The following is a 14,558-nucleotide window of genomic DNA, read 5'->3' as shown; positions in this document are numbered from 1 at the left end:
GCTACTTGCTGACAAATAGTGGAGCCATGGCTGAAAACAAATGGGTTCTCATTGATAAACATTGGTACTTCGCTAATTCTTCTGGAAAAATTTCTCAAAATAAATGGGAAAAAATTGGTGGGTCTTGGTATTACTTCGACAAAGATGGAATCATGCTCAGTAATACAACCATTAACAGCTACTTGCTGACAAATAGTGGAGCCATGGCTGAAAACAAATGGGTTCTCATTGATAAACATTGGTACTTCGCTAATTCTTCTGGAAAAATTTCTCAGAATAAATGGGAGAAAATTAATGGAGTTTGGTACTATTTTGACAAAATAGGTATTATGTCTAGTAACCAATGGCAAGGTAATTATTATTTAAAATCAAGTGGAGCCATGGCTGATAATGAATGGATATTTGATAAAAACTATAACAGCTGGTTCTTTTTGAAGCGTGGTGGAATGTATGCATCAAAAGAATGGATTGGAGCTTACTATCTCAAAGCTGGTGGTTATATGGCTAAAAAAGAGTGGATTTACGACGACACTTATAAGGCTCACTACTACTTAGATGATAATGGACATTATGTTTCCGGAACTTACAAAATTGACGGTAAAGACCATCTATTCCACAAAAATGGTCAATGGATTTCTGAGGTCTCAAAAGAAGTTGGTTTTGTAAAAGGCCAATACAGTAAAACCATCTTTTTAGATCCAGGACATGGTGGAAGAGACTCAGGTGCATACTATTACAATGTTGCTGAAAAAGACCTCAACATGCAGGTGTATCGTAAATTACGCAAAAAATTAGAAGAACTTGGCTACAAAGTTCTTACTTCACGTGATAGTGATATTGATGTAGATTTTGTTACAGAACGTTCTCGTATGGTTAACAAGACTAACTCTGATATCTTTATTAGTATTCATTTCAATGCGACTGGTAGCCCGTACTCTAGAGCTAGCGGTATTCAAACCTATTCCTATAGTGATGATCCTGATTATCCAAGTAAAATCAACCCATACTGGCATAACCATCCTGACCGTATGAGTGAGAGCAAGCGCCTCGCAGCAGCTATCCATTCTTCATTGTTATCTGAAACTGGTGCTAAAGATGCTGGTTTATTGGAAAGAAGCTTTGCCGTTCTTCGAGAAACCGCTAAACCAGCCGTCCTCCTAGAGCTAGGTTATATAGATAATTTCGCTGAAAATCAACAGATTCGAGATAGCCACTATCAAGATAAGCTTGTAGCAGGTATCGTGAAAGGAATTCAAAAATATTACGCTGGTAAGTAAAAAAGGGTCTCGAGAAATCTCGAGGCCTTTTCTATTTGTCTTCTTTTGTATCTTTATCAGGAAAGAGGTATCCAATACCAATGCAAGCTAGTACGCCCGCTCCAATTACCAAGCCACTTGAAATTGGCAAAAGGTCTAAAATTGCATTTGCAATGATAAAAGCAATAATTAAACACATCAGACTAGCCTTGTAGTCTTTTTTCAAAAAATTCTCTAGAGTGAAAAAGAGGAACAGTCCTACCGGAATCAGTGACCAGAGGTTGACATCCAAACTTGGCCATCCAACAGAACCAAAATACAATACTGTCGCTGCTACTACTAAAAATCCAATACCTAATAATTTTTTCATTTTTATCTCCAATTTCTTTTTTAGGAACTTGAGTTATCTGATATCGACCCTTCACGTCCCTTACAAAAATCATTATAGCAGAGGTCAGTGTCAAGAACAAGTGCCTTTGCCTATCTGGTCTATATATCAGTCTAAGTGGTTGAAGTGTTAAGATAAAAGAAAAGAAGCCCTAATGAGCTTCTTCATTCTAGCGATTGCAACAGTATTTCTGAACTAAAACAATCGAAAGTTAGATTCTAAACGAGTTTTCTCTAGTTATTATTTTTCTTTTCCTTAGATTCTAGAGAAGTTTTGATTGCTTCGCGTTCAGCCTGTAGTTGAGCTAAATTCTTCTCCTCTTCCTCAAGTTTACTAGTATCTGGTTTTACACGATAATAAACATCTTCTGGTCTCGACAACATCGCTTCATACTGCTGTCCTGCAAACAGTCTCTCCTCGTCATGATTGCTTTTATCTGTCAGTTTTCCATCATCACCAGGTTGCATGACAACTCCACTTGGTACGGCAACTACCACAAATCCTCCTGCGACAGAACCTTTAGTGTGTGCACTTAGACTTTCAACTTCTTTAAAGTTGGAATCTGAACTTCGATTTTTCAGATGAGAGTAACTATTGTCCAATTCAACAGTATATTCAAATTTTTGACCATCTCTAAAGCTAGTTATATAAATTTCACCAGACTCATTAATGACATATTCATTGCCCGACGGTGTACGCCATGTGCCTTTCAAACTAGATAAATCATTATTTCTTAATGCTTCAATATCCAGTTTCGGAACTGCAGTTTCTTCTTTTAGCTTGTCAACTACCTTCTCTGACTCAGAGACCTTGCTATCTAAACTGGTTAGCTGTTCCTTGAGTTTTTGAATCTCCTCTTCTTTCTTCTTCTCATTCTCAGACGCTTTCGAAGTATCTATCGCTTCTTTACTTGTGTTCTCTTTTTTAGCAACTGAAGAAATGGCTTCATTTGACTCTTTCTTTGCGTTAGGTGAGAATAATAAGAGGCTTGCTAGGATTGCAACAACCAAGAGACTAATGGCAATGCCAATATAGACTTTTATTTTAAAAAACTTACCTCTAATCTTAGATGGAGAAGAGCCTCTCACTCCCTTCGAGACAGTTGTCTTAGGATCATTTGTCTCTTCATAATTTTTCTTAGTCATAGTATTTCTCCCATTTTTCACTATATTTTACCTATATCTTAAGCAAATTCACAAGATTTGTCAGTATCCATGAATGGATGGATTTTCAAAAGAAAACCAATCAACTAATCCTTAAATATTGGCATCAATAGAATCATCCATTAAACTCTATATCGAATTTATTAATATAAATTATACCATAATTTTTAAGAATTTTATATATTTTTATAGTCTAACTATGATAATCAAAGGTAGCTATTCTTTCGTATTATTCACTTATATTTATAAAAATTATAATAGGCGTATTTACTTATCATATTGCATATAGACTATACTTAAAATAAATAACCAAAAAGTGATTAAATCAAGATATTATTTCACGCTTGTTAGGATTCAATTTGAGAAAATTAGTCTGTACTTCATCAAATAAATCTTGAGTTTTTACTACAATTGTAAAAGCACAATTTTAAATATATAGTTCGATACTGTATTTTGTGAAATTGGTAAAATTCAAAAAATCTTCCTATCTGTAATAAGAAGATTTTTTTGTTATCTAAATTAAGTTCATTAATACATTCTAAAAGAGTATAATTATCAATGTAAACTTAAGAATTAAGTATTAAATAGTAATTGTCAGCAAACTGTTTAACCATCACAGTACCTAATCTCAACACATAAACATTTTTTCTATAGATTTTGTCTTAATCTTGATCTTTTTTCTTCAATCCAAGAAGTGCTCCTACTATAAACAATATTCCAGCAATAAATGGTGTAAGAACTGCTCTAACTGTTCCGGTTTTTGGCAACCTGTCATAATGGTTAGTATCCGACTTACTATCAATGTTAGTATGTTTATTAGCTATGTTCGCTTGTTCATTAAGATGGACTTCCTTATTATTTTCAAAGTTATTATCAAGAACTGTAGCTTTGACACCCTTAGTTGAATCAGATTTTTGTGAATGATTTGCTCTTTGTAAGTCCTCTTTTCTATGACTTTGATTTAATTGACTAGGATTTGCCTGTGTGTTGTCTTTCTTTTTGGATACATCAAAAGTAGGTTTATTTTCCTCCTCCTTTTTCTCCTCTATTTTCTTGAATACAGGTTTTATAAGGGTATCTTTTGATAAATTAAGAACATAGCCAGTGTCTTTTTTCCCTTCGAAACCAGCAATTTCCCAACCATCAAATTGATAGCCTTTTTCTAATTCCCCCTTATAGACAGGTAAAATGAAATCTTCTTCCGACACTATCGTTGAACTCATTTCTTTTCCATTTTGAATGGTCACAGTTACCATCTGAGGTTTTAATTCACTTACCTCTCCCGTATCTTTGTTTAAAATGAATTCTTTTACGGTTGTATTTCTTGCAAAATCTTTTACAACTATCTTAATGTTTAGTGTCTTATCTGCTATTTGTTTAATATCAGCAAATGATTTATATTCTTTTCCATTTACATAAATATGTTGTTCTTGAATCTCACCATCGAATCCATTATTTCTTTTATCATTGATATTAAAGACTACAGATTTTCCATTAGCATATTCGATACTAGTATTTCCCTTAGGATCAATCTTTACTTCTGGTTTAACATTATCATATAAAAATTGATAGTGTACTCCAACCGCTTTCGCATTCAAATCACTATAGCCAGTTTGAAGATAAACATTTCCATCCATATCTGTTACCTTATCTGGAAATCCATTTGCTTTATAGTCTTTCATCCCCCAGTCCATGATGTCACCGTCTTTAACATTAAGCTTAATGTTAAAATCTCTAGTGTTATCAATGTGTAAATCTCCATAGATTAAATAATTATCTACAACTGATTCATTAACTCTCAACTCCCAGTTGAAACCACCCTTATCAGAAATCTTACCTCTTAAATAAAATTCTGGATTTCGTACATAAATTTTATTAGATTTAGATGGATTAAAGTAGTTCTTGTCCATTGAAAGATTTACTGGTTTTGCATCAATAAATAACGTAGAGCCATCTTCTTTTATAGCTTCTACATTGGACATATCCTCTCCTGTGTACTCTTTACCATCCTTACCAAATAATACAAGTTTAGAAGAATCTGTCACAAGATTTCCATCTTTATCGATTGCTTCCCCTTTATCATTCATTTTAAATGTAAACACTTGATACCTTACAATGTTAAAGCCGTCCAAAGCCGACATTAATACGGATTGAGTACTTCTTCCATCTTCAACATTTCTACTATCAGCATAAATTATTTTTTCTGATAAGACTCTTAGATTAGGATTGGCCTTTTGGATTTTTGCTATATCTTCCTTGTCATAGACTCCATTCCCTTCTAACATATCCGTTTTTCCAGGATTATAGGTAGTCACTTTTAGTGCATAGCCTTTTCTTAGAATGATGTTATCTTTTAATAGATATTGTTGTTTTTCTGAATCAGCATAGATTTTACCAGATTCCATGTCCGTTAAATTGTTTGGTTTGTTTTTCGAAAGATCTCCTTCTCCTAATTCTATGACATTCCCATAACTTGATGCATACGGATATTCTGCTTTAGTTTCCTTATTTTTTTCAGGCATTCTAATTTTAGTTTCAGCTTTTATCTGATCATCATCTTTAACAAAGAATCTCATATCTCCTGCAAAAGCTAACCCATCCACAATATCATTAACATTAGCGTATAAATCAAATGTCATCGTTTTTGAATGCGAATCATACTTGGTCGTTTTGATTTCTATCGATTTATAGTTATTTCCATAATATACCTTGGCATTTTTAGAAACATTACTTATCTTTCCAAGAATTTCAAAGTGTCCATCTTTAGACGGGCTTAGAACACCATAAATTTTTGATTTTATTTCGTCAAGTTTTTCAGTTTCATATTCTAAGGCACTACCATCGTCATAAGCAATGATATTTCCCTTATCATCGTATTTATAATCGTATTCTTCTGTCCTCTTACCAGTTTCACTTGTAAAGTCATCAACTTCTCTAAATTTCTTTTTAATGAGTTTTTTCAAGTCTTTACTTTCAAACTCTCTAATTGTTGAAATCGTTTTATTGATAGTAAAGCTAGATTTTTCTTCGATAGATTCTTCATTTTCTTGATGATGTTCTACTTCAGTTGTATCTTTTTTAAGACTATCCTCTTTTCTATTTTCTAAATTTTTAAATTTAGATTCGGAAATCTCGCCAAGTTTTTGGTATTTAGATGAATCCTGATCAGGATCTACTAGATAATAGGAAATCATCCCCTTTTCATCAGCATGATCAGCAAATTTAATTCTATGAATCTTTGTAAAATTACTAGAGCCATCTAGTGCAATGACTTCAATGATTTTTCCTCTTAAATCTCCTGCGCCTTTAATTTCATAAATGGTATTTCCATCTTTGTCAAGTTTCCTATTTCTTCCTTGACCCTCACCTGCATAAGTTACTTCAAGATTTTTTTCAACCTCTCCATCTTCATTAACCAGAGCAGCTCCAGCATACCAAACTTCGTTGGCAATCTCGTCAAATTTTTCAGGATGTTCTTTCTGATCTCTCGCAAATAAAGTTTCATTCTTGTATTGCTCTTTTACCTTGTGATAAGTATCCTTTGTGATCAGCTTAATTTTTTCAGGATTTGAAAAATCAATCGAAACAATCTTAGGGGCTGTGTTATCAATTTTTACAGGAATATAGGAAACCTGCCATGGATAATCTTTAGTTAATCTATATTTAAATTTATAGAAATATTGACCTTCTGCAATTGGTTCAAATTGACCTCTTATCTTAGTAGCAGGATCTTTGGTATCCTTGCTTTCTGGTGCATTTTCTTCTCTACCTCTAGGGTTATAAATGAGTCCATCCCATTTCAAGTCACCCCAAACTTTTAGTTTAGAAGATTTGATTCCCTTTGCATCATTTCTTTTAGAGTTTAAAATTCCTTTAATAAAGTGTTCTCTCGAAATGACTTTTAAGTCGATTTGATTTTCTCCCTCTTTATTTGTATTTACTATTGAAATCAATCCTTCTTCTGCACTTCTTAATACAAGTGGAGAAGGTGTTAATCCTCTCTCAAGTTGAGCATCTTGAGGATTTCCATTTGAATCTAAAGGATAAATTTTAGCAATCTTAGAACCACTTGATGATGGTGCGTTGATCCCTTCGTTATTGAAAGCAAATAATTCTGGATTTTGATCTAGGGATGTTGTATTTTTATCTTTTCTATTTTGTATAACTCCTGCTGGATTAAATTTATCTATACCATGTTCTCCACCAATCCCCTTATTTAATGTTCCTGGAATTTTCGGTTTACCATCATCATCATAACCTTCCATTGTTTTTGATTTTGACCCTTCTTCCCAGGCCCATTTATCAAGGATTGGTTCATGGTTCCAATTCCCAGCAAATCCCATTAGAGGCATCGATAAAGAAGGTTGGAAATTTGTTTTCTTCCCATTGGAGTTTAGAGCTTCCATTTCTTCCACTGATTCAAAATGAATAAATGATTCTACAAATTTATTTTTGTTTTTGGCCTCCCCAACATTTATAACCGCATTTAAATCAAAGCTAGAATTTGGTCCTATAGTGAAAGTGTCATGCTCAAATGTGATATTTGCTCCTTTGACTTTTTCTGGGTGAATTTCTGGAACAATTTGCTTCCCATCTGGAGATTTTTCGTCTTTGTATGTTTCATCCAGTTTGAGTCTGTCAGTTAGAGCATCTGTAGTTACGGTTGATGCTGAAACTTTAAAGGTCAAAGGTCTGTTTGATGTATTGTGAAGCTTAATTGTAAAATATTTTTTATCTCCTTTTATTTCTTTAAGGGAAATAGAACCATAAGAGTTTACCAAGCCTTTAGAATCCGTGTTTTTAAAAGTCGCTACGACTTCATTTCTCAAAGCATTGGCAACATTAATTAGCCCTGCCCCCTGTTGTCTAGGTGATGCAAAGTATTGACTTTTTTCTTTCCAAGACGTTGCATCCATCATAGGACGTGCAGTATTTTGTAGGGCTATTTTTGTAAGACTTGTAAGATCTATTTTGTCATCTCCCTTAAGATTTTTCAATACAGGTCTTTCAAGCATTTCCTTTAACTTTGGCCTAATCAAAACAGTAGAAGCTGCTACGATTGGAGTTGCCATACTAGTTCCTGACATATAGCCATAAGTTGATTTCCCATTAATGACATTGAGAGTGGATTTAATGTTTTTACCTGGTGCTGAGACATCAGGTTTTAAAAGTAAATCTGTTCTCGGTCCCCAAGATGTGGACCCTGCTGGAACTATGATATCTTCTTTATACAGTTCTTTGTCGGTGTCAGGTGCAAACTTAAAGTCAATTTCTTTTTCGTCACCTACATTCGGTTTATTAGAATTATAGCTTGCCATATCAATTGGATAGTATTGCTCCAATTTATCTTTAAAATCTTCTTTATTATTTCTTTTGACTTTAGTTTTTTTATCAGGGTTAATCATGTTCCATAACTTTACACCATCATCTCCTGAAATTGAGAAAACTTGACTAGTAGTTCCTTCATCCTCCTCATATCCCATAGCTGGGAGCTCTGTCCAATTATCTCTATTGTAGTAATTTACAGTATTTACAACCATAATGGCGCGTGCACCCTTATCCGTTGCTCGTTTAAAAGCATTTTTTAAATCCTTTGTATAAATTCTATCCATTACTGCAATTTTGCCCTTAAGATCCAATCCTATCAAATCTTGATCTTGACCTTTGCCTATATATACGAATTTCAATTTATCAGGAGCTTTTGAACCATCTTCGTTTGTTATGATTTTATTCTTATCGAAAAAGGCCCCTATATTTCTGTATTTAAAACTTTCTCCTCCAATCTTAACTTTATCAAACTCAACTGTTTGATTTTTAGCAGAAGCAACTGCTATCGCATCTTCATGTGCTGCAGTTCGTGTTACATTTCCAGTGTCGGTCATTTTCAGATTATTATTGGCCACTAAATCCCATGAAGAACTTGAAGCAGAAGTTGCATAGTTACCTGTAGCTACGACCATTGGAATGCCTGCTTTTCTTAACGCTCTAATAGCTTGCCAATATTTCTCACCTACAAGACCTGTTCCTGTAAAGCCAGATGATACCGAAACAACATCAACGTTGTGTTTGATAGAATCTTCAATAGCATGAAACATTGTTTCATCCCCTGCGAAGCCAGATCCTGCGTCAGAGTACATTTTATAAGAGAAGATCTGTGCATTAGGCGCAATTCCATCTATTCCGTTAAAGTTTTTGATATCTTTTTCAGTATCATTTCCCGCAAGAATCCCTGCAATATGCATCCCATGTGGATCAAAATAATCGCTTCCATCATCAGCTTTTTCTACAGTAATTTTACCACCATTATAGTAATTGAAAGCATGAGGAATTTTATCACTCAACCAGAAATTTTTATCCGTACCTTTTAAGTCTTCTTTTTTAAATCTCATTGAGCCTTTAGCATCATCATCGATTCTCATAGCTTTATGTCTATAATCAGTCCCAGTATCAATGTTTGAAATGACCATACCCCGACCATCAAAGTTTTTCCCAAATGGAGCATTGATAGATTTTAGGTAATCGATTGCCTCTTCAACTCCAATTTCTTTTCTAGCATGATTCATCATTGGCTGGACTTTTTGTGACCGTTCAACCGATGAGATACCTTCTATTAGTTTAATTTTGTCCAGATTATCTTTGGTTGTTTCAATAGCGCTACCGTTAAAAATTCTATCATAAGTATATAAGACTTTTGTATTCTTAAGATTTGATAGTTCCTTGATTGCTTTTTCTCCAGATTCTTTATCTTTAAATTCAGCAATATAGACAAGTCTATCTTCTTTTTTGGGACTTTCCGTGTCTTTACTTGCAGATGGGGCTGCGTTATCTCCTTTGTATTGATTGGAATCTTCTTTTTTGATTGTTGCTTTTTCATTGTTAGTTTTATTGTCTATCACAGATTCTTTACTAACAACTTCTTTTTCCTCAATAACTGTTGTTTTCTTCTCTTCAGTATCCTTTGAAGTTTCTATAGCATTATGAATATCTTCATGTTTTTCTTTGTTTTCGTTTTGTTTACCTACTACTACTTTTTCTTTATCAGAGATACTTAAAGCATCTTCAGAACTAGATGTATCTGCTAAGACTACCTCATTAGGGACATATGCTGCTAAAATAACTGCAGCTGTGGTTAATGACAATACTGTACTTTTTTTCATTTTAATTCCTTACATATTTATTTAACTTCCAATAGATAGAAAACTTTAACTTTGCTAGCCTTTGTTATAAAAAGTTTTACTAAGTATTATCTAGGAAATAGAGTGGTACATTTATATATAATTGTTAGCTCTCTGAAAAATAGTATATCAATTAAAAAAATTTAAGTCAAGAAAAATTAAGGGATATTAATTTTATTTTTAATATGTGTTAAAAAAGATATAAAAATTTCGTACTTAACTGAGATACATTATCAGCACATTCACACCATCAAAAATAGTAGCAATCAAGTTGAAGCACTACTAGAATCACAAAAATAGACATAATTGATGCAATAACAATGCTATTTAACAACATAAATAACCGATAAGAACTAGGCTTAACGGTTATTTTCTACATATCTAATTTTGCAAATCTTCAGTCATATATTCACCTGTGACCTAGGCTTTACAAGTGCCTTGCTCTAGCAACTGAGCTAAATCGGCGATTACACTTACAGTATAGCACTCTAAGAATAGGTGTCAAGAAATTTTCATCTCCCTTGAATTGTCAAATTAAGTGCACCTTTCTTAGATATTTACAAATGATTTCATTTCTAAACTAATCCATCGCTATCAGGGTGCTTCTTTATATAAATAGCTGCATAAATCGCATCTACCATAACAGCTGGTAGCGTCAAGGTCAACAAAATTCCCAATAAAACACCAAAAACAATCTGAATATAGCCTGTTAGGAGAGAGGGAATGATTGTTGCCCCAGCAAAAGCTATAGCAACATTATTCCACCATGTTTTCTTTCTATCTTCCTCTTTTACTTGATTAAAAGCCCAGACTTTCCCCTGATTCTTTGGAATATAGTACCAAGCATAGAGGCCACAAGCAAAGATAAAAAGAAACATCATCAATATTACATAAAATGGAGTGAGAGGGGATTGATATATCTCCTTAGCTCCTATAGAACTACCGTCTGAAATAACTATTAGTAAACAAATAAAATTTGTAACTATCACTAAGCTTAACACTGTAAGGGCTATCAAATAATATGTTAAAGTCTTCCAGGCATTTACCAAATAGGGAATAAAGGAAATGATAACACCAAGTATATTCACAACACCGCAAAACAAAGAAAGTCCTTTAAAGATGCCTAGATTGTCTTCATAAGTTCCACCCACATACAGAAAACCAGTTAATGCTAAAGCAATCCATGGATATACCTAAACTGACACCCTGTGTGACCAAAGGACCATGGTATCTTTCTCTTTCTATATCAGTAATCTTTGCTTTATTTTTTCTATTTTTCTTTACCATCAACTCCACTCCTATCGTTTGCAAGCCTTGACCAATTTCATATATATTTTATGAAGACATCCTTAGCTGCATCCGTTACAGAGAAAGGATAACTCTTAAAATAAACTGGGACATCTATAAAACATTTCCAGCATATCCTCTATAAGCTCCTAACATGAAGGATATACTTTTTGACAAATATATTCGTCTGATACATTTCCCAACCCACTCAATACATGCAGTGACTAAATTTTAATTCCACATTTACCATCCAAATATTTCTTCAATAGACTGAATACCTGAAAAAGTCTCTTTTAACACACCTACTTTTATATCTGTATAGACTTTCCCATCAGAGATTGTGGTGAAAAAGAAGGGAGGGGTCAACTCACAATGTCCCTGATAATAGATATAACCCGCTAAGAAGCTTATCCCCTCTTTCACTGACTCATCATCTGGTTCTAAAATTCTAGTTGAAACAGTATTTAAAACTTGAAACAGACTGTGATACAAAAAGTCTTCTGGCAAAGCATCTTCAATATACTCTTCTTCTACTGGGATAAACAGTTCCATCAACACATCTTGATTTTCTTCTAACTTGGAATTAATCGTATAAAAGAAAGGTCCTCGAAGCGTATATCCTGCTTTTCTTACTTCTTCTAAAAAAGCGTTATAAGTGTCCGGCATCTCTTCTTGCGATACTGTATAATACCTTGAGATAACATTTCTATATTGTATATCTTGGTATTCTCCCACGTTTTTAAATATCATCTGAGATCTCCTTAATTGGGATATTCATTTCAACAAAGTGCTGTCCAAATATTGGGAAAATAGACAGAAAAACTGTATCTCCCAGCATTTCTAATCCCTCATCATGAATATACTGCTTCATTTCTTCAATTTTTGGAAGGAAATGTTCATCAAATGGAGTTACCTCAGAGACACACTGCTTAATTGTAAAATGTTCTAGATATTGAAATTCATCATTTCCTTCAATTGGAATGTTTGTCGGAATATAGACCTTAAACGAGGCTTCTCCTGGCTTTCCAAAAGTGCTCAAACATGTTTCAATCGTTGTCGGACCATTTTTATAGACCCCTGTTTCAAATAATAATTTTTCACAACTTTCAATCAAATCTAGAAAAGATTCCATAGGAACTTTTTTCTCTGTATAAGCAATATTGCTGATATCTATTCTAATTAATTTCATTTTATTTCTCCTCTATAAATAAAGTTTTTCGTGCTTTTCTTTTTCCAACCGTTGAATACTCGTGCGTACTCAAGCCAATATAACGGAAGGCATGAAATACCTAATCCTACAATACTAGTAGCAATATATTCCACTGGCAACATAAATAAACGGGCTATAATTGCTAAAATTGCTGCTAATGAAGCAACAATAAGTGGAGGAATGTGTAAGATTGTCTTCCTGAACTCTCCAGATGGTAAGGTCTTAGCTTTAGGGACGATTAACAACTGGTAAATAAAGGTGAGTAGCTGAAAAATAAGGCTCAATCCAATTAACTTCATGAAAATAGACCAGTAGTCATCTCCTAAAAATATAGAACTTCCAAAAAGTAATTCTACATGAGAAATAAGCACAGAACTAGCTGGCACCAATTGCAAAATTTTTGTTTTGGAAAACTTTTGGAATAGCAAGAATATGAACACTAGTAGCACTATATGATAAATAGTAAAACGAAAAACTATCATACTCATATCATGCGACTCCTCTTTGATAAAAAAAGAACCTATAAATATCAGTAAAGAAAATATTACTTCAATTGCAACAGACCGTAGAAAGTCAGAGTTCTTTATAGGACTAGTATCTACAACTGCCATATTTAAAAATTCATAGTACTTTTCTCTCATCCTTTCATCCTATCCTCCTATCATGAGCTGTGCTATTACTAGCCATTCTAATTAATTTTATTTTATTTCTCCTCTAAAAATAATGTTATTAGTGCTTTTCTTTTTCCATCCTGTGAATACTTGAGTATAACCGAGAATAAAGAACGAGTTCCATGAAATAATCATCCCTACCAATCCGATGATAACATAGATTCCAGATAACATAAAGAATCGTGTTATTAGTACTATTGCTGCTGACATTATTGTTACAATAAGGGTTGGTAAGTGTAACAAATTCTTCTTATGCTCAGTATCTGGCATTTGTTTTACTTTTGAAACAATTGATATTTGATAAAAAAAGTTTATCACCTGAAAAGCAACGCTCAATCCAATGAAAAGAAAGAATATCGATAAATACTGTTCCCCAAAGAATATAGAGCTCAAAAAAAGAAGTTTAAAATGAAGAAAAAGAAACGAAGTCGTCGGAACTGATTGTAATAATTTTGAAGCGGAAAATTTTTGAAACAACAAAAATACAAGCAGTACTATTACCATATGGACAATAGTAACATGAATCAAAAATATACTAAGATTATGCATTTGATTCTTTGTAAATATGGAAACAATCAGTACTACTGAAGTAAATAGAAATTCGACTAAAAATACAAGATAGAAATTCAAATTTCTCACTGGTTTATGACCTGTCATCAGTATATTCAAAAATTCATAATATCTTTCTTTCATCTTATCCTCCTAGCATGATCTATGCTATTACTAGCCATTCTCATTAATTTTATTTTATTTCTCCTCTATAAATAAAGTTATTCGTGCTTTTCTTTTTCCAACCGGTGAATACTCGTGCATACTCAAGCCAATAGTAGGGAAGACAGGCTATGCTCGCTACAACAAGGGGAGTAACTATATATATTCCTGGCAACATAAATAAACGTGCTATGATTACTACAGTTGCTGAAATCAATAGGCAAATAACAGAAGGAAGAAATAAAAGATTCTTCCTATACTCACCATGTGGTAATTTCTTAGCTTTAGGGACAATTAACAACTGGTAAACAAAGGTTAGTAACTGAAAAATAAGGCTTAGGCCAATTAAAATCGTGAAGACAGACCAATAGTTCTTCCCTAAAAATATAGATCCCCAGAAGAGAAACTCAACATGAGAAATCAAAATAGAACTGGCTGGAATCAATTGCAAGAATTTTGATTTGGAAAATTTTTGGAATAGCAAGAACATGGACACTAAAGCTACTGCATGATAAATGGTAATGTAAAAGATTATCATACTCACATCATGCATCTCACCTTTTATAAAAATAGATACTATAAATATTAGTAAAGTAAAAACAACCTCCATTGCAAAAGCCCTTATATAATCAAAACGCTTTATAGGACTAGTATCCACAACTGCCATATTCAAAAATTCAACATACTTTTCTTTCAT

General features: G+C 33.3%; 9 protein-coding genes and 1 pseudogene. 1 reads left to right on the top strand and 9 read right to left on the bottom strand.

Translation table 11 applies throughout. From position 1 onward, the window contains the following. Positions 1-1,277 (top strand): N-acetylmuramoyl-L-alanine amidase (locus N8O80_RS06790; protein WP_261027383.1); only part of this gene is annotated, 1,277 nt, incomplete at its 5' end. A gap of 31 nt (positions 1,278-1,308) precedes the next feature. Here N8O80_RS06790 and N8O80_RS06785 read toward each other — a convergent pair. The 9 genes and pseudogenes from N8O80_RS06785 to N8O80_RS06745 form a co-directional block, all read right to left on the bottom strand. Continuing rightward, positions 1,309-1,626 (bottom strand): hypothetical protein, encoded by a 318-nt coding sequence (locus N8O80_RS06785; RefSeq protein WP_125429500.1) that lies wholly within the window; start codon positions 1,624-1,626, stop codon positions 1,309-1,311. A 251-nt stretch (positions 1,627-1,877) separates the two neighbouring features. After that, entirely contained in the window at positions 1,878-2,789 is a 912-nt protein-coding gene (locus tag N8O80_RS06780; RefSeq protein ID WP_261027379.1) for a DUF6287 domain-containing protein, read from the bottom strand. 680 nt (positions 2,790-3,469) lie between these two features. Further along, positions 3,470-9,964 (bottom strand): S8 family serine peptidase, encoded by a 6,495-nt coding sequence (locus N8O80_RS06775; RefSeq protein WP_261027374.1) that lies wholly within the window; start codon positions 9,962-9,964, stop codon positions 3,470-3,472. A gap of 593 nt (positions 9,965-10,557) precedes the next feature. Beyond that, a pseudogene (locus N8O80_RS06770) lies at positions 10,558-11,269 on the bottom strand (hypothetical protein). 243 nt (positions 11,270-11,512) lie between these two features. Further along, entirely contained in the window at positions 11,513-12,019 is a 507-nt protein-coding gene (locus N8O80_RS06765; RefSeq protein WP_261027372.1) for a DUF5085 family protein, read from the bottom strand. Then, a complete protein-coding gene (locus N8O80_RS06760) occupies positions 12,009-12,458 on the bottom strand; it encodes a hypothetical protein (protein ID WP_261027371.1) in 450 nt (149 codons plus the stop codon). The genes N8O80_RS06765 and N8O80_RS06760 overlap by 11 nt, the downstream gene beginning before the upstream one ends. Beyond that, positions 12,455-13,120, bottom strand: coding sequence for a lantibiotic ABC transporter permease (locus tag N8O80_RS06755; RefSeq protein WP_261027370.1), 666 nt, complete (start codon positions 13,118-13,120; stop codon positions 12,455-12,457). Before N8O80_RS06755 ends, N8O80_RS06760 begins: the two co-directional genes overlap by 4 nt. A gap of 57 nt (positions 13,121-13,177) precedes the next feature. After that, positions 13,178-13,843 (bottom strand): lantibiotic ABC transporter permease, encoded by a 666-nt coding sequence (locus N8O80_RS06750; protein WP_261027369.1) that lies wholly within the window; start codon positions 13,841-13,843, stop codon positions 13,178-13,180. Between the two features lie 49 nt (positions 13,844-13,892). Further along, positions 13,893-14,558, bottom strand: a complete 666-nt coding sequence (locus tag N8O80_RS06745; RefSeq protein ID WP_261027368.1) for a lantibiotic ABC transporter permease — start codon at positions 14,556-14,558, stop codon at positions 13,893-13,895.

The organism is Streptococcus mitis, assembly GCF_946190155.1.
Classification (GTDB): Bacteria; Bacillota; Bacilli; order Lactobacillales; family Streptococcaceae; genus Streptococcus; species Streptococcus mitis_CL.
This window is presented reverse-complemented; position numbering and strand designations above follow the sequence as displayed.